The organism is Brevibacterium iodinum ATCC 49514 (assembly GCF_900169265.1).
Lineage (GTDB): Bacteria > Actinomycetota > Actinomycetes > Actinomycetales > Brevibacteriaceae > Brevibacterium > Brevibacterium iodinum.
In genome coordinates, this window is the sequence record NZ_FXYX01000001.1 from 476,243 (window position 1) to 495,552 (window position 19,310).

At 65.3% G+C, this 19,310-nt stretch carries 16 protein-coding genes and 1 tRNA gene; 5 read left to right on the forward strand and 12 right to left on the reverse strand.

All coding sequences use genetic code 11. The features are described from left to right. Positions 1 to 190: 190 nt before the first annotated feature. From BI49514_RS02205 to BI49514_RS02230, 6 genes are all read right to left on the reverse strand, one after another. Positions 191 to 811, reverse strand: a complete 621-nt coding sequence (locus tag BI49514_RS02205; RefSeq protein WP_101543844.1) for a response regulator — start codon at positions 809 to 811, stop codon at positions 191 to 193. Further along, a complete protein-coding gene (locus BI49514_RS02210) occupies positions 808 to 2,184 on the reverse strand; it encodes an ATP-binding protein (RefSeq protein ID WP_244195232.1) in 1,377 nt (458 codons plus the stop codon). Before BI49514_RS02210 ends, BI49514_RS02205 begins: the two co-directional genes overlap by 4 nt. A gap of 233 nt (positions 2,185 to 2,417) precedes the next feature. Further along, positions 2,418 to 4,715 carry an MMPL family transporter gene (locus BI49514_RS02215; RefSeq protein ID WP_101543846.1) on the reverse strand — a complete coding sequence of 766 codons (2,298 nt, stop codon included), beginning with the start codon at positions 4,713 to 4,715 and terminating at the stop codon, positions 2,418 to 2,420. 139 nt (positions 4,716 to 4,854) lie between these two features. Beyond that, complete coding sequence (locus tag BI49514_RS02220) at positions 4,855 to 5,421, reverse strand: isochorismatase family protein (RefSeq protein WP_101543848.1); 567 nt, start codon at positions 5,419 to 5,421, stop codon at positions 4,855 to 4,857. A 188-nt stretch (positions 5,422 to 5,609) separates the two neighbouring features. Continuing rightward, positions 5,610 to 6,086, reverse strand: a complete 477-nt coding sequence (locus BI49514_RS02225; RefSeq protein WP_101543849.1) for a DoxX family protein — start codon at positions 6,084 to 6,086, stop codon at positions 5,610 to 5,612. A 33-nt stretch (positions 6,087 to 6,119) separates the two neighbouring features. After that, the gene (locus tag BI49514_RS02230; protein WP_101543851.1) at positions 6,120 to 7,160 is read right to left on the reverse strand and encodes a CPBP family intramembrane glutamic endopeptidase; all 1,041 of its coding nucleotides are present in this window, start codon (positions 7,158 to 7,160) and stop codon (positions 6,120 to 6,122) included. 197 nt (positions 7,161 to 7,357) lie between these two features. Between BI49514_RS02230 and BI49514_RS02235 the strand changes: the two genes are divergently transcribed. Then, on the forward strand, positions 7,358 to 8,905 hold the full coding sequence (locus BI49514_RS02235) for an APC family permease (protein ID WP_244195233.1): 1,548 nt from the start codon (positions 7,358 to 7,360) through the stop codon (positions 8,903 to 8,905). Between the two features lie 255 nt (positions 8,906 to 9,160). Here BI49514_RS02235 and BI49514_RS16655 read toward each other — a convergent pair whose 3' ends face one another. Then, positions 9,161 to 9,418, reverse strand: a complete 258-nt coding sequence (locus BI49514_RS16655; protein ID WP_208634994.1) for a GNAT family N-acetyltransferase — start codon at positions 9,416 to 9,418, stop codon at positions 9,161 to 9,163. 111 nt (positions 9,419 to 9,529) lie between these two features. On the opposite strand from BI49514_RS16655, the gene argG reads away from it, so the two are divergent. The 3 genes from argG to BI49514_RS16810 all read left to right on the forward strand — a co-directional run bounded on the left by argG (position 9,530) and on the right by BI49514_RS16810 (position 11,861). Next, positions 9,530 to 10,951 (forward strand): argininosuccinate synthase, encoded by a 1,422-nt coding sequence (gene argG / locus BI49514_RS02245; RefSeq protein ID WP_101543852.1) that lies wholly within the window; start codon positions 9,530 to 9,532, stop codon positions 10,949 to 10,951. A 251-nt stretch (positions 10,952 to 11,202) separates the two neighbouring features. Next, entirely contained in the window at positions 11,203 to 11,619 is a 417-nt protein-coding gene (locus BI49514_RS16805; protein WP_257904104.1) for a DNA alkylation repair protein, read from the forward strand. Further along, entirely contained in the window at positions 11,616 to 11,861 is a 246-nt protein-coding gene (locus BI49514_RS16810) for a DNA alkylation repair protein (protein WP_257904105.1), read from the forward strand. Before BI49514_RS16805 ends, BI49514_RS16810 begins: the two co-directional genes overlap by 4 nt. Before the next feature lie 181 nt (positions 11,862 to 12,042). On the opposite strand, the gene BI49514_RS02255 is transcribed toward BI49514_RS16810, so the two are convergent. Together BI49514_RS02255 and BI49514_RS02260 are read right to left on the reverse strand one after the other, a co-directional pair. Beyond that, positions 12,043 to 12,768: a hypothetical protein gene (locus BI49514_RS02255; RefSeq protein ID WP_101543854.1), complete on the reverse strand. Its 726-nt coding sequence runs from the start codon at positions 12,766 to 12,768 to the stop codon at positions 12,043 to 12,045. A 100-nt stretch (positions 12,769 to 12,868) separates the two neighbouring features. Beyond that, a tRNA-Arg gene (locus tag BI49514_RS02260) sits at positions 12,869 to 12,941 on the reverse strand. A 376-nt stretch (positions 12,942 to 13,317) separates the two neighbouring features. Here BI49514_RS02260 and BI49514_RS02265 point away from each other — a divergent pair. Continuing rightward, a complete protein-coding gene (locus tag BI49514_RS02265; protein ID WP_101543856.1) occupies positions 13,318 to 15,150 on the forward strand; it encodes a phosphoenolpyruvate carboxykinase (GTP) in 1,833 nt (610 codons plus the stop codon). Positions 15,151 to 15,855: 705 nt separating this feature from the next. Here the strand turns inward: BI49514_RS02265 and BI49514_RS02270 are convergent. From BI49514_RS02270 to BI49514_RS02280, 3 genes are all read right to left on the reverse strand, one after another. Continuing rightward, a complete protein-coding gene (locus BI49514_RS02270) occupies positions 15,856 to 16,089 on the reverse strand; it encodes a hypothetical protein (protein ID WP_101543857.1) in 234 nt (77 codons plus the stop codon). Beyond that, positions 16,086 to 17,516, reverse strand: a complete 1,431-nt coding sequence (locus BI49514_RS02275) for an inorganic phosphate transporter (protein WP_101543859.1) — start codon at positions 17,514 to 17,516, stop codon at positions 16,086 to 16,088. Before BI49514_RS02275 ends, BI49514_RS02270 begins: the two co-directional genes overlap by 4 nt. A 329-nt stretch (positions 17,517 to 17,845) precedes the next feature. Continuing rightward, a complete protein-coding gene (locus BI49514_RS02280; protein WP_101543860.1) occupies positions 17,846 to 19,276 on the reverse strand; it encodes an aspartate aminotransferase family protein in 1,431 nt (476 codons plus the stop codon). Positions 19,277 to 19,310: the final 34 nt, after the last annotated feature.

The window sequence follows — 19,310 nt, forward strand, 5'->3', positions numbered from 1 at the left end:
CTCAGTAGAGAATGTTCTGGCCGAGGAGAGGGGCAGTCTGCGCTCCCTGCTGAGGCGGTTCCTGAGGTGCGGCTGCGGCAGGTCACCATCGGATACTTTGTTCGCTCAGAAGTATCCGATGGTGACCTATATTCGGCTTCAACATCCGATAGCGACCTAAATTCGGCGGAGACTGCAAGTAGCGCTGTCTCTACACCAGCCCCTGGTCCTCCGCGACGCGGATGGCTCGAGCCCGGGAGTCCACCCCGAACTTCGTGAACACGTTGACGAGGTGGCTCTTCACCGTCGCCTCGGTGACGAAGAGCTCCTGGGCGATCTGCGCATTCGACGCCCCTGTGGCCAAGAGTCTGACGACGTCACGCTCACGCCGGGTGAGCTTCGGGCTGGGGTTGCGCATCGCAGCGAAGACCTTCGACGAGATCTCCGGAGGCATATACGTCTCGCCCTTCGCCGCTTTCTCAATCGCCGTCGAGATGTCCCCCGGGTCGATGTCCTTGAGCAGGTACCCCGAGGCCCCGGCGTTGATCGCGGCGATGATCTCCGAATCGAGGTCGAAGGTGGTGAGGATGAGCACCGCCGGCGGGTTCTGCCGTGCCCGCAGTCGCTTCGTCACCTCGATGCCGTCGATCCCTTCCCCCAGCCGCAGGTCGCAGAGGACGACGTCGGGGTCGAGCTCGTCGACGATCGTCAGCGCCTCCTCTCCGCTGCCGGCCTCACCGACGACGGCGATGTGGTCCGGAGCGTCGATGACGGACTTCAGACCCGCCCGCACAACCGGGTGATCGTCGACGAGGATGACTCGAATGCTCATGCGTTCTCTCCTGGATCGCGTGTCTCACCTGTGTTGCTTTCACCGTCACCGAGGCGGCGGCCCGAATCCGCGCCCGATTCCTCGACCGCGCCGCTGAGGCCCTCACCCCGGGTGTGCAGCTGGGATTGGCTGGGCAGGGTCGCGGAGATGGCGAAGCCGGATCCCTGACTCGACTCGATGACGAGTTCACCGCCGAGTTCGCGCATCCTCGAGCCGATGAAGTCGAGACCGAATCCCGAATCGGGGTTCCGCTGCCGATTGTGAGGATCGTCCATTCCGACGCCGTCATCGACGATGTCCATCCTGATCGCCCCGTCGAGGTCCATGAGGCTGACCATCACTCGTGTGGCCTGCGAATGCTGCCGAACGTTGGCCAGCGCAGACTGCGCGGTCCGCAGCAGCGCCACCTCCGCCTCGGCGGACAGGGTCGGCAGGGTCTCGTCGACGTCGAGGCGACCCGTGATCGAGATGTCCTCCTCCAGCCTGGCGAGCAGCCGACGGATCGCCGCGGTCAGCGCCCCGTCCTCAAGTTCGGCCGGGGCGAGCGCCGCGATGATGCGGCGCACGTCGCGGGAGCTCTGCGCTGCGAGGTCCTCGACCTGGGCGAGAACCTGCCCGGCGTGGTCATCGGTAGTGCGCTCCCCCTCGGCGTGGGCGATGAGACGGATCGAGGAGATCGACTGCGCGATCGTGTCGTGGATGTCGCGGGAGACCCGGGTGCGTTCCTGGATCTCGCCGGCATGACGCTGCGTCAGGGCGAGCTCGTCCTGGAGGTCGAGCAGATTCTGGTGGGCGAGTTCGAGGGAGCGCAGCAGCTCCTCACGGCGACGGCCCTCACGGAGGAGTTCGATATAGCCGCGGGAGAGTCCGAGGGCGAAGACGGCGCCGATGAGGGAGCCGATGATGCTCGGCGTGGGCACCTGCCCGTAGTGCGCGAGCGGGGCGACGACCGTCGCGATATACGTGAGCGCGGTGAAGACGATGGCGATCCGCAGGGAGAAGAGGTGGCCGGCGAGCAGCCAGAGGAGGAACGCGACCCAGATGAACTCGGCGGAGACGAGCAGGGTGCACAGCCAAGCGGCAGCGAGGACGACGAGCCACCATTTCGCCAGCACCAGTGCTCCCGAGCGAGCAGCTCGCACAGCTCCGAGGGCATACCAGGCGAGGAAGACGATGCTCACAGCCACGGCGGCGAGCATCGGTGCACCGGCAGAGACCGCGCGGATGCAGGAAATGAGCATGAGGACGATCGCGATGGCGTGCTGACCGAACTCCATCGTGCGCTCTGTCCATCTGCGTGCGCCCACGCTGCCGCCTTCCTGCAGATCGGCCCCGGCGACAAATGCGCCGAAACGGTGATCGTGTTCTGTCATGATCCTCCCCGCCAACTCAACCACATCCGAGCCCCAGGTGCGGTGAAATATGCGCGACGCTGGCGCGGAAGTGGGGCGCAATACGCGTGACGCCGATACGGACGCAGAGATGGCCCGGGCGATCGTGGCCCGGGCCTTCTCTGCTCACACCGGCTCGCCGACTCAGCTCACAGACTCAATCCTTGCCGACTCAGCTCACAGACTCAATGCTTGCCGGCTCAGTGCGCGCAGACTCAGTACTTGCCGTGGTGGGATCCGGAACCGCTGTGCGATCCCGAACCTGAGTGCGCGTATTCCTCTGCGGCGAGCAGATGGGTGGAGTCCCCGTCGTGGCCTGTGCCGGCCGAAGCCGTCGCACCAGCATCCGCAGCCTCGCCGTCACCCGCATTCGCGGTCTCATCGAAGTCGGTGATCGCCTTGTTCGGCCACCAGATCCGGTCGCCGACGAGTCCGAAGATCGAGGGCACGATGACGGTGCGGACGATGATCGTATCGACGAGCACGCCGACTCCGACGATGAGACCGAGCTGGCCGAGCACCATGAGCGGCAGCATGCCCAACGCAGCGAACACTCCGGCCAGGACGATGCCGGCACTCGTGATGACTCCACCGGTGTGCGCGACGGCTTCGACCATGCCCTGACGTCCGCCGTGGAAGACGGACTCCTTCTTCGCCCGGTGAGCGAGGAAGATCGAGTAGTCGATGCCGAGTGCCACGAGGAAGAGGAACGCGAGGATCGGCACCTGCGCATCGAGGGCTGACTGGCCGAAGATCGTCCGTGACAGGAATGCTCCGAGACCGATCGCCGCTGCCGAGGACACCACGTTGACAAGCAGCAGAGTGAACGCCGCAATGGGTGCGCGGAGGATGCCGAGCAGGATGATGAAGCTGATCGCCAGGACCATCGGGACGATCGTGAAGAAGTCCGCCTGGTTGCCGTCACGAGCGTCGAGCTCGGTCGCCGCGGCGCCTCCTACCTGGGCCTCGGCCCCGTCGATGGCGTGGGCGTCGGTGCGGATGTCCTTGACGAGGTCGAGTCCCTTCGCGCTGTCGGGTTCGTATTCGCCGGTGACCATGATCTTCGTGACCGAAGTGCCATCGATGTTCGTGTCCTCGATCGCCGAGGCGCGCACGACGCCGTCCATATCGCTGACCGTATCGATGACGTCATCCGCATGGTCGGTATCGGCGACGATCCAGATCGGCTGGGATTCGCCGGGTGGGAAATGGTCGGCGAGGACGTCGAGTCCCTGCGCCGATTCGGACTGGACCCGGAACTTCTCGGTCTGGTCGAGACCGATCGAGGACCCGATGAAGCCGGTGGCCATGACACCGAGAATGACGATTCCGGCACCGAGGTGGAGCCCCGGTTTGCGTACCACGCGGGTGGCGATGGTCCGCCAAATCGAGGGCTCGGCCGCACCTGCAGGTGCGGTGGAACGGTCGGCGGCGGCTGCCTCGGCGGGAGTCATCTCTTCGACCTTCGGGATGAAGGGCCAGAACATCTTCTTGCCGCAGATCGCGAGCACGGGCGGCAGGGCGAAGAGGACGGCGGCAGCGGAGATGAGCAGGCCGACGGCCGCGGTGATGCCCAAGCCGCGGGTGCCGGGGATGATCGCGAAGACGAGGCTGAGCAGGGACAACACGACGGTGAGGTTCGACGCGAGGATCGTCGACGCGGTATGCGTCCAGGCTTCGGCGAGCGCGACCCGGTGGTCGGTGAAGCGGCGCAGCTCCTCGCGGTAGCGGGAGATGAACAGCAGCGCATAGTTCGCGCCGGCACCGAATACGAGGACGCTGATGATGCCCGCATCGAACTGCAGGTTCAGCCAGTCGCCGACGGCCGCGGTCACGGTCGAGGCGAGTCCGTCGGCGGTGCCGATGACGATGAGCGGCAGCAGCCACAGGATCGGCGAGCGATAGGTGATGATGAGCAGCAGCGCCACGATGACGATGGTGACGATGAGCAGGGTGAAGTCTGCGCCGTTGAACGCCGAGGCGATGTCGGCGCCGATAGCGGGACCACCCGTGACCAGCAGAGACATGCCATCATCAATGAGTCCGGTGGCTGTCGAGTCATCGGCGATGGCGGTGCGCAGGTCGTCAACGGTCTCGGCGGTGTCGGAATTCGTCAGGCCCACCGTGATCGGCACCATGAGCAGCGCGGCCTGTTTGTCGTCGCTGAGGATCGGCCCGGTGACGGCCTCGGTGGATTCGTCGCCGAAGGATTCGCCGAGCGAGGTGCCGAGTTTCTTCAGGTCAGCCTGGGTGTCGGAGGAGAGTTCGGCTCCGTCCTCGTTCGACGCCACGACCATGACGGATTGCTTGTCCGCTTCGGGGAACTTGTCGAGAATCTTCTGTGCTTGAGTGGATTCGGAGTCGGCCGGAGCGGTTTCGCTGGGTCGGTCCTCCCCTGCCCCGGACAGAAGTCCGAAGATCAGGGCGACGAGGACGAAGATCCCGCCGAGGACGAGCCACGAACCGCGCTTCGATGTCAGCGTGTGTGCGGTTTTCGCCAGTGGTGAGTTCATGACTCCAGTCCATCAATCTCAGGAGTCACACACATCGCCGAAGAGTTCGGATTCGGTCTGCAACTTTCGATGGAGAAAACCCGCTGACCTGGGGTGATGCTTGCGGCTGAGGTTACGGCACGGGTGGAGAGTCAGCGGCTCAGGCGAGCTCGCCCCCTGCCTTTTCGACCTCCGCGAGTGCCGCCGCGCTCGAGTCTCCCCCGACGCCCGCGGTGAGGTCGGTGAGCACTCGGACGCTCAGTCCCGCGCTCAGCGCATCGAGGGCGGAAGCGCGTACGCAATGGTCGGTGGCGATGCCGACGACATCCACCTCGGTAATGGTGAGTTCGGTGAGAAGCTCGCCGAGGCGGCTCCCCGTTTCCGTGATCCCCTGAAAAGCCGAATAGTCGGGTTTGCCTTGCCCCTTGCGGACTTCGTGGGTGATGGCCGCGGTGTCGAGCAACGGATCGAAGGCCGCACCATCGGTGCCGGCGACGCAGTGGACGGGCCAAGAATCGACGAAGTCCGGGGAGTCGCTGAAGTGGCCGCCGTTGTCGTTGTCGGCATCGTGCCAGTCGCGGGAGGCGATGACGGCGTCATAGTCGCCGGCATGTGCGGCGAGGTGGGCGGTGATGCCTTCGGCGACAGCGTCGCCGCCGGTCACACCGAGCGCGCCGCCTTCGGAGAAGTCATTCTGGACGTCGACGATGAGAAGTGCCTTGGCCATGCCTCGAGCATAGGCGCTTCCCGGCCGATTTCCAGGGGTGCGGCGGATTCGGTTGAAGGCTGGTGCGACTGGTGGTGGGCGCGTCAGGCGATGGGCGAACACCGAGATGCGGACGATCTGTGCTGAAATTCACCGGGTTTGCCCGCACGGATAGTCCGCAACTTCGAGCACACAGACCATCACTGACCTCAGGCTTGCTTGAGGGCGCGCTTCTCGGCCTTCTTCGCTGCCTTCTTCGCGGCCTTCTCGATGGCCTTGGCGTTGTCACTGTCCCCGGCGATGAGGAGCAGTCCGCCGAGGGCCGCGAGGTTCTTCGAGAACTGGGTCTGGTGGGCCTTCGCGTCGCCGCCCTCCATCTCCCAGAAGGAGTGTCCGGCCAGCGTGGTCGGGATGAGGGAGCCTGCAAGCGCCAGTGCCGAGAGTCGCGGCTTGATGCCGAGCAGGAGGGTGGCACCGGCGAGGATCTGCACGCCGCCGTTGATGCGCACGAGCAGTTCGTTGTCGTCGGGAAGTCCGGGCACGTATTCGCGGATGGAGTCCAGGGTCGATTCAGCCATCGCCGCCTTCCCTGCGGGATCCTTCACAGCCGAGAGCCCGCCGGTGATGAAGATCGGTGCGGTGAGCATGCGTCCTGCCGTCTGCAGCAATGATGGGCCAAAAATCACAAAGGACTCCTTAGATCTATTGGGTTTCCGAGCCTAACGGACGCCGGGGCCGGGCCTCAATTTCGCGGCCGGCCCCGGCGTCATATTTCGATGGTGATCAGACGGTCTGCCGGTGACGACAGCGGAGACGATCCAACCCGAAACCCCGAGGAGAGTCATGAGCGCAGGGTCGGGAGTCGAGGCCCCCGCATCGATGACCAAGGCCAGCAACATGCCGGTGGACCCGTTGAGTGCGGCGTGCGCGAAGACCGCCGGCCAGACCGAACCCGTGCGGAGGCGCAGCCAGCCGAAGAGGATGCCGACTGCGATGCACCCGCCGACCATGAAGCCCACGCCGGTGATGTCGGGGCGGCCGAAGTTGTAGCCGAGCAGAATGAGCGGGGAGTGCCACAGGCCCCAGACGGCACCGACGATGAGCAGCGCCGGCCAGGTTCCTAAGGGGCGCAGGCTGGTGAGCAGCCAGCCCCTCCAAGCGAATTCCTCACCGATCGTGACGAAGCAATTGGATACCGAGCCTGCGAGCATGAGCAGCAGATAACCGAGGATAGCGACCGCAATCAGCACCGACTCCATACCCGGGAGTGTGGCCAATTGTTCCTTGAACGCGGACAGCCCGGTGAGGTCGAGCGTGAGCCAACCGAACGCAGCGCTGACCAGATAGCCGAGGACGACGAGAACCATGATGCCGAAGAAGGCCGCGACGGTCACCCCGATGACTCGACCGAAGGGACGCAACGGCCAGAAGCCGAAGTAGCGCGGAGCGCTGGCCACGACCTCTCCCCTGGCACGGGCGCGGCGGCGCTGGACGATGGAGGCGATGATGCTGGCGACCAGAGGTGTGAACATCATGAGCCCGCCGAAGACCGTCACGGCGAGCGGGTCGCTGATGCCCTCGCCCGAAGTCCACAGCGGCAGGCAGGCCAGCCACGCGAGACCGAAGGCAATGACAGCGAAGATGCCGATCTCGAGCCACGGGACCCGGGAGGGCACGACGGCGAGTGGTCGCCCTTTCGCGTCGACCTCCTCGGTGGGGGTGTGCGATCCGTCCATCGCCGAGGCGGCAGGACCGGGCATGGAATCCGTCGTTCCGGGCGGGTGGGGTGGGACAGCGGGCTGAGGTGATGGCTCGATCGGTCCGGTCGCCTGGCACCTCCGCCGCGAGGCGGAAATCGCGATTAGCCGCACGGACGAGAATGCTTCCGGAGGTGAGAATCGGAGGTACGATGCGAACAGCACAGAATCAACGACGATTCGAATGAAGGAACATCATCATGTCCTATCTCCCCTCGAATGCCCACCATCCCGCGGGCGCTCACACCTCCGCCGGCAATCGTGCCGATGGCCATCTCTCCGATTCCGATCACCTCGCCGTCCTCGGCTACGGTGACTCGTTCGAGCGGTCGATGAGTCCGTGGGCGAACTTCGCCCTCGGCTTCACCTACCTCTCCCCGCTCGTCGGCGTCTATTCCCTGCTGGCCGTCGCACTGTCGACCGGTGGTCCGCCCTCGATCTGGTGGATCGTCATCGTCGCCTGCGGGCAGCTGCTCGTCGCCCTCGTCTTTGGGGAGGTCGTCTCCCAGTTCCCCATCGCCGGCGGCATCTACCCCTGGGCCCGACGCCTGTGGAGCAAGCGCTACGCGTGGATGGCCGCCTGGGTCTACATCTGCGCACTCATCGTCACGATCACCTCGGTGGCGGAGTTCGGGGCTGGGTTCCTCGCGAGCCTGTTCGGGCTCGAGCTCAACCGCACCACCACTCTCGTTCTCGCTCTGGTTCTGCTCGTGCTTGCTCTGGCGATCAACTTCTCGGGCACGAAGTGGTTGGCCCGAATCGCCCGCATCGGGCTCTTCGCCGAGCTCATCGGAGTCATCGGCCTCGGCCTGTTCCTGCTCATCTTCGAACGCAAGCACAGCTTCTCAGTCTTCTTCGACACCATGGGCACCGCCGGCGACGGCAGCTATCTGCCCGTGTTCCTGGGTGCCGCCGTCGCCGGGCTCTTCCTCTTCTACGGCTTCGAAGCCTGCGGCGACGTCGCCGAGGAGGTTTCGAACCCGGCTCGCGGAATCCCGAAGGCCATGCTCATGACGATCTTCGTCGGCGCGATCTCGGCCCTGTTCTCCTTCGGCGGGTATGTGCTGGCGGCACCGAACCTCGATGAGATCGTCGCCGGTGAAGTCGCCGACCCGATCCCTGCGATCCTCGCCGGCAGCCTCGGCGATGTCGGTGCGAAGATCTTCCTGCTCGTTGCGATCCTCGCGTTCATCTCCTGCGTGCTCAGCTTGCAGGCCGCCGCGTCGAGACTGATCTTCAGCTTCGCCCGTGACGGCATGATGCCCGGCCACCGGTGGCTGTCGAAGGTCACCGACGGGACGAAGATCCCGCACAATGCGCTCATCGTCGCCTGCACGGCACCGGCCCTGATCTGCGTGCTCATCTGGTTCAACGACGGCATCCTCGTGGCCGTGACCTCGTTCGCGATCCTCGGCATCTATCTGGCCTTCCAGATGGTCGTGCTCGGCGCGCTGCGACAGCGGGTCAAGGGCTGGAAGCCGGCGGGACCGTGGTCGCTGGGCGGCTGGGGCATCGTCGTCAACATCGCGGCCCTTGCTTACGGAGTTTTCGCGATGATCCTGTTGTCGCTGCCCGGCGACTCCGGGTCGTTCTTTGCCGACTGGATCGTGCTCATCGGCCTCGTCGTCGTGTTGGCGGTCGGGTTCATCTATCTCTTCACAGCGCGCCCGGATCGGAAGTCCGACGCTCCCGAAGGTGACGCCATCGCCGTCGCCGACGCGATCCGCGCCCACCGCGCGAAGCTGTAGGTGGCGCGGGGTCGGGCGTGGATCTTTCCGGCGAACGGGGTGAGGCGCGGCGGCCCCGGATCAGACCCCGAACTCTGGCGCGAAGGCCAGGGCACCCGCAGGCACCTCGCCGGCCAACGACATCGCCATGAGCGCCTCGTCGGGAACCTAGACGTGCAGGGTGATGCCGAATCCCGAGGCCGGAGTGAACCCGAAGCGCGGGTAGTACTCGGGGTGACCGAGCACGACGGCGAATGCCTCACCGCTGCGGGCCGCCTAGGCGAGGAGCGCCTCGATGACGGGGGTGCCGGCGGCGGTGCGCTGATGCTCGGGCCACACCGAACAGGGCGCGAGGCAGACTCCGGGCGCCTCTCCGACGAAGCACCGGGAGAGCATTGCGTGGGCGATGGCCTCACCATCGAGGACGCCGACGAACGACAGGCCCTCGATTCCGTAGCCGGATGCGTGGATGGCATCGATGTCACCGGATGTCTCAGTGCGGACGGTGAACTGAGGTGTGAGAGGATTCGTCACCTGTTCACGATAACAATCGGCGGAGCCGCCTCACCCACCCCACACACATAAAAATACATTCCTATGCATAACAATTCGACATTCGGCGGGGAATGCCGTTACGCTGGTGCCATGTCGAAAGTACTGTCTTCGCTCCCAGTCGGTGAGCACGTTGGAATCGCCTTCTCCGGCGGACTGGACACCTCCTGCGCGGTCGCGTGGATGCGCCACAAGGGGGCCATCCCGTGCACGTACACGGCCGATATCGGCCAGTACGACGAACCCGACCTCGAATCGGTGACCGAGCGCGCCAAGGAATACGGCGCGGAGATCGCCCGCTTCGTCGACGCCAAGCGTCTGCTCGTCGAGGAGGGCTTCGTAGCCCTACAGTGCGGTGCATTCAACGTCCGCTCCGGTGGCAAGACCTACTTCAACACCACCCCGCTGGGCCGCGCCGTCACCGGCACGATGCTCGTGCGGGCTATGAAGGAAGACGGCGTCGACATCTGGGGCGACGGCTCGACCTACAAGGGCAACGACATCGAGCGCTTCTACCGCTACGGCCTCATGGCCAACCCGAAGCTGCGCATCTACAAGCCCTGGCTCGACTCGGAGTTCGTCGACGAGCTCGGCGGCCGACAGGAGATGAGCGAATGGCTCGTCGAACACGGCTACCCCTACCGCGACTCGGCCGAGAAGGCCTACTCCACGGATGCGAACATCTGGGGCGCCACCCACGAGGCGAAGACCCTGGAGTTCCTCGACGCCGGACTCGACATCGTCGAACCGATCATGGGCGTCGCCGCCTGGCGCGATGACGTCGAGGTCAAGTCGGAAGAGGTCTCGGTCCGCTTCGAAGCCGGCCGCCCAGTCGCCATCAACGGCGAAGTCTTCGACGATCCCGTTGCCCTGGTCTTCAAGGCCAACGAGATCGGCGGCCGCCACGGACTCGGCGTGTCCGACCAGATCGAGAATCGCATCATCGAGGCGAAGTCCCGCGGCATCTACGAGGCCCCGGGCATGGCACTGTTGCACGTGACCTACGAACGCCTGCTCAACGCAATCCACAACGAGGACACCATCGCCCTCTACCACGAAGAGGGCCGCCGCCTCGGCCGCCGGATGTATGAGGGACGCTGGCTCGACCCGCAGTCGCTCATGCTGCGCGAGTCCATGCAGCGGTGGGTCGCCTCGGCGATCACCGGCGAGGTCACCCTGCGTCTGCGTCGCGGTGACGACTACACGATCGTCAACACCGAGGGCCCGAACCTGTCCTACCACCCGGAGAAGCTGTCGATGGAGCGCGTGGGCGATGCCGCGTTCGGCCCCGAGGACCGCATCGGCCAGATGACCATGCGCAACCTCGACATCGCCGACTCGCGCGCCCGTCTCGAGCAGTACGCGGCCATGGGCATCGTATCCGGGCCGACCTCGGAACTCGTGGGCTCACTGGAGGCCGGCGGCGCCGAGGAGATCGCGAACTCCACCGTCGACGTCGACGAGGCCAGCGACCGCGCAGGCCTGTCCGCCGCCTTCGACGCAGGAACGGACTGAGGTCACGCGCCCGACGCCGGTGCCGGTCGGGCTGAGCCCCGTCCGCGCCGGATGGTGAAAGACTTCCGGAGACACTGCGCAGCATGAGACTCGCGGCCTCCGGTTGAGAGCAGAGAACGGCCGGCAGGCGCACTCCCCGATCAATGTGATCGACGGAGTCCGCCTGCCGGCCGTTTCGCATTCACCGCGATGCAGCGCCCGCGTCCGCACGATGCCGTGCGGTGCGGTGCGACCGTGGAATGATTCGTTCCATGACCTCCGATTCCCGGTACAACGTCCAGACCCTCGCCGAGGCGCTCGACCGAGATCTGCGCGCCCGTGGCAGCAGCGAACGCGCCCAGAAGGAGAAGGCCTACCGCAAGAGCGAACTCCTCCATTACGGGGTGAGCGTGCCCGATACTCGTGCCGTCGTTCGCACCGCTCTGCGCACAGCGAAGCTCAGCCACGATGAGGTCATCGATCTCGCCCGAACCCTCTGGGCCGCGCCGACGCCGTCGGACGACTCGGCCGGCAACGCTGAACCAACGGACACAGGCGCCGGGCCAGCAGGGCACCCCACACCCGTCCACGAGCGACGCGCCGCGGCCACAATGGTGCTCATCCAGTCGAAGGACCGCCTCGGCGGGGGGATGCGGATTTCATCGGGGGCCTACTCCGCGAGGCGATGACCTGGGCGCTCGTCGACCCTCTGGCCGGGGACCTCATCGGGCCGTTGAGCGAACGGGATACCGCCTTCGACCCCGTCCTGGGGCGCTGGGCGAGCGATGAGGATTTCTGGATTCGCCGCTCGGCCCTGTTGGCGCACCTGGTCCCGCTGCGACACGGCCGCGGCGACTTCGACAGGTTCTCCCGATTCGCCGATGCGATGCTCGAGAAGAAGGAATTCTTCGTCCGCAAGGCCATCGGCTAGGTTCTGCACGATACCTCGCGCAAACGCCCCGACCTCGTCTTCGACTGGATCCTCCCGCGTGCCCACCGTGCCTCGGGAGTAACGATCAGGGAGGCCGTCAAACGCCTGTCGACGGAACAGCGTGAGGCCGTTCTCGCCGCCAGATGACTCGACTCCCGGCCGCAGGTGGGCCAAGTCCCAGCTATCTGACTCCACCCCTGCCGACCGGAGGGTGGCCGGGCAGTTGTCGTGCTGCGTCCTCGGGGTTGCCGGTCAGCTCGACGACTCCGCGATCGAGCGCGACCTGAGCCAGCTGCGCATACCCCGCCGCCGAGGCGGCCCGAGCGATGGCCTCGACCGCCGCGCCTGCGGGGCGTCGGCCGGTCCCCGCGAACCAGATCCAGCGACCGTCGATCGACCGTGGAATCGGGTCGAGCGCCAGTGTGAAACGTCTGCGTCCGCGCCTGGCGTCCTCGGCCGAACAGGCGACGAAGTGGACACCGTTCTTCGTCCACCACGACGCTCGCAGAGTCGACTGCGCGATCTGCCCCTGCAGTCCGACCTCTTTGAGATATCTGTTCGCACCGGCGACCCCGGCAATGCTGCCGGGCGTGATCTGCTGATAGGGAATGGCGTAGGGACGAATCCCCGGGGCAACGGAGCCGACAAGGATCCCGCGCTCGCACACGATGAGCCGCTCACCCGAGAGATAGAGAAGGATCAGACCGAACATCACCGCGAAGATGACACCCGGAGCAATCGCCAGCAATGGCGTCTCCCCCGGGTTGATAAATGTCAGAACTGTGAAGAGCACCCACCCGAGGACGAACCCCGTCACTGTTTTCGGTCCTGGGCGGTCGGCGAACACCTCGATGACCTCACCGAGCTCTTCACGATGGCGACGGGCTTTCCTCGTCTCAGCACCCAACAGAATCCAACCTTCGGATCAACGCCCGGATAAGCCTGACTCCGGGCAAACGAAAAAGTCCCTCACCGGCAATCCTGCCAGGTGAGGGACTCTCTTTCTGTGCGCCACGAGGGATTCGAACCCCCAACCTTCTGATCCGTAGTCAGATGCTCTATCCGTTGAGCTAGTGGCGCATGTCGCTCGGACTCTCGCCCTGCAACTCGAACAACTATACACACCCATTTCACCGAAGCTCAAATCGTCTCCACGTGCGCTTCGCCACATTCGCACTCACGGTCAGTGCCGCCTCGGCGAGAGGGGATGGAATCGCAGATTTCAGCCGTCGCTCATTGGTGAAACAAACCGTCAATCACTTGAAACAACACGGCATTTACTTGTTGCGTTTGCGTCAATTGGTCCCCGGCTGTGATCCAATGCACATCTTCGAGTGACCGAAACGCGCGTTTTTCGCTTCCACTCCCATCCTACGGTGGATATGTACCAACCGCTCGACGGACGCCAGCCGCCGGAGACGAAACCCCACACACACGACCCACCAGGAGACCACTCATGACTGTCCTCGACCATGATGTCGTCGCTGACCAGCTGAAGAACGCACCGACCGAGAACAAGTCAGTGCTCTCGTTCGTCAGCCGGATCGCTGCCCTGACCTCCCCGGACGACATCGTCTGGATCGATGGTTCCGACGCACAGAAGAACGAGATCGCTGAGAAGCTCGTCGAGGCCGGCACCATCCAGCGCGTCAACGGCACCAAGGACTCCTACTACGCGGCCTCCGACCCCGAGGACGTCGCCCGCGTCGAGGGCCGGACTTACATCTGCTCCGAAGACGAGAAGGATGCCGGTCCACTCAACAACTGGGTCGCTCCCGCGGAGATGAAGGAGACGCTCAACGGTCTCTTCGAGGGTTCGATGCGCGGACGCACCATGTACGTCATCCCCTTCGTCATGGGCCACGCCGAGGCGGACCAGCCGATGTTCGGCATCGAGGTCACCGATTCGGCCTACGTCGTCCTCTCCATGCTCGTCATGGCTCGCTCGGGCAAGTACGCCCTCGATGCAATCGACGCCCAGGCCGCGAAATTCGTCGAGTGCGTCCACTCCGTCGGCGCTCCGCTGGAAGAGGGACAGGAAGACGTCGCCTGGCCCTGCAACACCACCAAGTACATCACCCACTTCCCCGAGGATCGCGCCATCTGGTCCTTCGGCTCCGGCTACGGCGGCAACGCGCTGCTGGGCAAGAAGTGCTACGCGCTGCGCATCGCCTCCGCGATCGCCCGGGACGAAGGCTGGCTGGCCGAGCACATGCTCATCCTCAAGCTGACGAACCCCGAAGGAGTCGTCAAGTACGTCGCCGCCGCATTCCCCTCGGCCTGCGGCAAGACGAACCTCGCCATGATCGAACCGACCATCCCCGGCTGGAAGGCCGAGACCCTCGGTGACGACATCGCATGGATGCGCTTCGGCGACGACGGCCAGCTCTACGCCGTCAACCCCGAATTCGGACTCTTCGGAGTCGCCCCGGGCACCGGTTACACCACGAACCCGACCGCGATGCGCGCGATCGAGGCCGGCGGCAACATCTTCACCAACGTCGCGCTGACCGACGACGGTGACGTGTGGTGGGAAGGCAAGACCGATGAGGCACCTGCCCACCTCACCGACTGGAGGGGCAACGACTGGACGCCTGAGTCCGACACCCCCGCCGCTCACCCGAACTCGCGTTTCTGCACCCCGATCGCAAACGTGCCGACCCTGGCTCCCGAGTGGACCAACCCGAACGGTGTGCCGATCTCGGCCATCCTCTTCGGCGGTCGCCGCAAGACCACGATGCCGCTCGTGACCGAGACCCAGGACTGGACCCATGGTGTGTTCATGGGTTCGGTGCTCTCGTCGGAGACCACCGCGGCTGCCACAGGTGCCGTCGGCGTCGTCCGCCGCGATCCCATGGCGATGCGTCCGTTCATCGGGTACAACGTCGGTGACTACCTGCAGCACTGGATCAACATCGGCAACACCGAGGGCGCCCAGCTGCCGAAGATCTTCTACGTCAACTGGTTCCGCCGCGACGACGACAACTCGTTCCTGTGGCCCGGATTCTCCGAGAACTCACGCGTTCTCAAGTGGGTCTTCGAACGCGTCACCGGCACCGCCGATGCTCAGGAATCACCGCTCGGTCTCACCCCGGTCGAAGGCGGCCTGGACACCGAAGGCCTCGACTTCACCGACGAGCAGCTGCGCAAGGCTCTCGCCATCAAGCCCGAAGAGTGGGAGACCGAGCTCGGCCTCATCGAGGAATGGTACGCGGAGCTCGGCGATTCGGTCCCGGCCGAACTCCGCGCCGAGGTGGACAACCTCCGCCAGCGCCTCGGCCTCGCCTGAGTCGTTTGGCTGAGCTGCAGGTTGCCTGAGCCCTCTGGCTGCTTCGCTAGGCTGATCTGCCGACGGACTGAGCCGCCCGTTCACCGACGATCCCCCAACCGCCGCCGAGGTGGTTGGGGGATCGTCGTATTCCGTGACAGCTGGGAGGCCTGCACCCCTCACCTTTGGTGCCGACTGTCGCCGCTACTCCCAAGGCACGAACATAGGTACCTGTTCACCACGGAGCATCCCTCACCGCCGCTGTCGCTGAGCACCGGTGGAAGCAAAACGTCGTCGCAGCGTCACAGTGCACCGTTGCAGTTGTATGCGCTGCAGCTAAGGGTGAGTGATGGCGTGCTAAATGGTGGACGTGACGCTACCGGTGCGTGATGGACCCCGCAAAAGTGCCGCGAATCCCACGAAATGCGAAGTGCACAAGCGGCATAGATCAGACGCAATGGTAGAAATTGCAGCTGACGGTGCGGAGTGCAGAACGTGTCATGCAGACGGTCTCGAGCATCCCTCAACGCTGCTGTCGCTGAGCACCGGTGGAAGCAAAACGTCGTCGCAGCGTCACGTTGTGCCGTTGCAGTTGTATGCGCTGCAGCTAAGGGTGAAGGATGGCGCGCTAAAGGGTGGACGTGACGCTGCCGGTGAGTGATGGTCGCTCAAAGCGGCTGCCGACGGCAGGCAGTGGCCGACGGCAAGCGATCGCCGCCCGAGCCGTCAGGCGCCGTGGAGGGCCGGGACGATGAGGTAGACGCCGAGCAGCACGACTGCTCCGCAGATTCCGAAGACCGTCCAGTAGGCGACCGGCAGCCCTGCGTTGCTGCGGCCCTCGTCGACCCGGTCGAGATGTGTCGCGCGCATGCGCACGGCAACGGAGAACAGCGTGATGACGATGATGGCCGAGACCCATGTCGCGGCAGCCACGATGGCGAAGGAACTCCACTCGATCATTTCGCGTCTCCCTGATCGCTCGCATCTGCCCGACTCGCATCGGCTCCGGTGTTCGAGGCACGCCCCGAATCGGCGCCGGACGCCGGTCCGGAGGTCGAGCCGGACGTCGATCCGGACGCCGACGATCCTGTCGTCGCCTCGGCGGGAACGGCCCCGTTCTTCTTGGCGTCACGGTGGGCGCGGCGCTTCTCTTTCGCCGCCTGCTTCTCTGCCCAGGCTTCGTAGCGAGCTTCCCGCTTCTGCTGAGCGCGCTTGCGGTTGCGGTCCTTGCGCAGCTTGCGCTTGCGGCCGCGGATGTTGACGGCTTCGCCGACGGTGTCGAAGTTCGAGATGTCCGTCTCCTGGACCCGGCGGGAGCTGAGGTAGATCCACAGCACCACGACGACGGCGATGACCGTGTCGATGACGACGCCGACCGTTCCCAAGTGAGCGATGCCGGCGGCGATCCCGCCGACGATCGCGGCGGCCGGAATCGTCAGCAGCCAACCGGAGGCGATCCGTCCGGCCGTCGACCACTGGACATCGGCACCTTTGCGGCCCAGTCCCGAACCGAGCACGGAACCGGAGGCGACCTGAGTCGTCGACAGAGCGAAGCCGAGGTGGGAGGAGGCGAGGATAGCCGCGGCCGTCGAGGTCTCGGCCGACAGTCCCTGAGCGGGCTTGACCGTCGTCAGCTTCGTGCCGAGGGTGTCGATGATGCGCCAACCGCCGACATAGGTGCCCAGCGCGATGGCCAGCGCACATGCGGTGATCACCCAGATATGCGGACCGGTGCCGTGCTCTTGCAGGTTCGCGGAGACGAGCACGAGGGTGATGACGCCCATCGTCTTCTGCGCATCGTTCGTTCCGTGGGCGAGTGCCACCAGCGAGGACGAGAAGATCTGCCCGTACTTGAACGGTGCCCGGCGAGCGGTCTTGCCCTCCTCGTGGCGGCGAGTGATCGCGTAGGCGATCTTCGTGCACAGATAGGCGCTGAACCCTGCGATGAGCGGGGCGGCCAGAGCCGGGATGACGACCTTGGACAGGAACACTCCGTAGTCGACGGAGTTGAGTCCGGCACCGACGATGGCCGCACCGATGAGGCCGCCGAAGAGTGCGTGGGACGAGGAGGAAGGGAGGCCGAAGCGCCATGTCGCCATGTTCCAGATGATGGCGCCGATGAGGCCGGCGAGGATGAAGTCGGGAGTGATCTGGACTCCCCCGCCGCCTTCCTTGATGATGCCGCCCGAGATGGTCTTGGCCACCTCGGTGGAGAGGAAGGCACCGACGAGGTTGAGGATCGCGGCAAGCGTGACCGCCGTCTTCGGTCTGATGGCCCCGGTCGCGATCGGTGTGGCCATGGCATTGGCCGTATCGTGAAAGCCATTGGTGAAGTCGAAGAACAGTGCCAGTGCGATGACGAGCACGACGACGAAGATGATTTCCACTAATCGACCTTGGGTGTAGACACTATTCGGACCGTGGATGATGCAGCTGACGGCCAGCAATCACTATCCCGCAGAAGTCTACCCACAGATTCAACCGCTCTTCACCCGCAATTTGACCCTACTCCACCTCGTTCACCTTTTGTTCACTTTTGACGTGCGCAAACGGGCCCTGCCCGGCTGGGAGTGCAATAGCACTCACATTCCGAACGGGGCCCGAAACCAGCAGTCCCTCGCCGAGGCGGCTCCCCGCCTCACGCAGTCATCCGCGGAAATCGTGGCCTACCGACCCGCGGAATCTGCGACGGGACATCACCGAGGCGACACCTCCTTCACGCGTGACGAATCTGCTCCGTGACGTATCGATCCGCGACGTCGAGTGCCCGGTCGAGAGCGGCGAGTCCGAACCTGACGTCCTCATCCGGGGTGTTCAGCGGCGGCACGACGTGGATTCGATTGAAGTTCGCAAACGGCAGCACGCCTTCGGCCTTGAGCGCTGCGATGACCTCGTTCATCTCCGGTGAGCTGCCGCCGTACGCCGCCAGCGGCTCCTTCGTCGTCCGGTCTTTCACGAGCTCGACGGCCCAGAAGGCTCCAAGCCCCCGCACGTCCCCGACCGAGGGGTGACGCTGCGCCATCTCCCGCAGAGCCGGGCCGATGATGTCCTCGCCGAGGCGGTCGGCGTTGGCGATCATCCCCTCGTCCTCCATGGCGGTGATCGTCGCGACCGCTGCGGCACAGGCGAGCGGATGTCCCGAGTAGGTCAGTCCGCCCGGGTAGGCCCGGTCGCGGAAGGTTTCGAAGATCGCCTCCGAGATGGCGACCCCGCCGAGTGGGACGTATCCGGAGTTCACGCCCTTGGCGAAGGTGATGAGATCCGGGGTGACGTCCCAGTGGTCGAGGGCGAACCAGCGACCGGTGCGACCGAAGCCGGCCATCACCTCATCGGCGATGAAGACGATCCCGTACTTCGCCGTCAGCTCGCGCACGCCGGCGAGGTAGCCGGCCGGCGGGGCGTAGATCCCTGCGGTGCCCGGCACGGTCTCGAGGATGAGTGCGGCGATATTGCCGGGCCCTTCGAGGGTGATCATGTCCTCGAGGTGGGCCAGCGCCCGCTGCGTCTCCTCGGCCTCGGACGTCGAGTTGAAGTACGACCGATAAGGGTAGGCGGGCATGAAGTGGACGATGCCCTCAGCGGAGCAGTCGTTGGCGAACCGGCGCGGGTCGCCGGTGACGTTGACGGCCAGCTGCGTGCCGCCGTGGTAGCTGCGGTAGGCCGAAAGCACCTTCGTCCGCCCCGTGTGCAGCCGAGCCATCCGGATCGCGTGCTCGTTGGCGTCGGCTCCCCCGTTCGTGAAGAACACGTGGTCGAGGTCGCCCGGGGTGCGTTCGGCGATGAGTCGGGCCGCCTCGGAGCGGGCGTCGTTGACGTGCTGCGGCGCGATCGTGCACAGCCGGCCCGCCTGCTCCTGGATGGCCGCGACGACGGCCGGGTGCTGGTGGCCGATATTGGTGTTGACCAACTGCGATGACATGTCGAGCAGCTTTCGGCCCTCACCGTCCCAGACATAGGAGCCTTCGGCGTCGATGACCGTCATCGGGTCGAACGGTCCCTGTGCCTGCCAGGAGTGGAAGACGTGCGCCCGGTCGACTTCGTGGGCACGTCGCCCGGCCTCGATCTGCTGCGCATCGATCCGATCAGCGCCCGAGCGATCAGCGTCAAGGTGCGATTCGGTGAGCTGGGAATCCGCGGTGGTGGTCATGTCAGGGCTCCTTCGCCGAGGTGGTTCGTCGTTG

Coding starts and splice junctions, on each gene's coding strand:
- BI49514_RS02220 (WP_101543848.1), bottom strand. CDS start 5,421: ATGGCCAAGGCACTTCTCATCGTCGACGTCCAGAATGACTTCTCCGAA.
- BI49514_RS02210 (WP_244195232.1), bottom strand. CDS start 2,184: ATGACAGAACACGATCACCGTTTCGGCGCATTTGTCGCCGGGGCCGAT.
- BI49514_RS02265 (WP_101543856.1), top strand. CDS start 13,318: ATGACTGTCCTCGACCATGATGTCGTCGCTGACCAGCTGAAGAACGCA.
- BI49514_RS02270 (WP_101543857.1), bottom strand. CDS start 16,089: ATGATCGAGTGGAGTTCCTTCGCCATCGTGGCTGCCGCGACATGGGTC.
- BI49514_RS02280 (WP_101543860.1), bottom strand. CDS start 19,276: ATGACCACCACCGCGGATTCCCAGCTCACCGAATCGCACCTTGACGCT.
- BI49514_RS02205 (WP_101543844.1), bottom strand. CDS start 811: ATGAGCATTCGAGTCATCCTCGTCGACGATCACCCGGTTGTGCGGGCG.
- BI49514_RS02230 (WP_101543851.1), bottom strand. CDS start 7,160: ATGCCCGGTCCTGCCGCCTCGGCGATGGACGGATCGCACACCCCCACC.
- BI49514_RS02215 (WP_101543846.1), bottom strand. CDS start 4,715: ATGAACTCACCACTGGCGAAAACCGCACACACGCTGACATCGAAGCGC.
- BI49514_RS16805 (WP_257904104.1), top strand. CDS start 11,203: ATGACCTCCGATTCCCGGTACAACGTCCAGACCCTCGCCGAGGCGCTC.
- BI49514_RS02235 (WP_244195233.1), top strand. CDS start 7,358: ATGTCCTATCTCCCCTCGAATGCCCACCATCCCGCGGGCGCTCACACC.
- argG (WP_101543852.1), top strand. CDS start 9,530: ATGTCGAAAGTACTGTCTTCGCTCCCAGTCGGTGAGCACGTTGGAATC.
- BI49514_RS16810 (WP_257904105.1), top strand. CDS start 11,616: ATGACCTGGGCGCTCGTCGACCCTCTGGCCGGGGACCTCATCGGGCCG.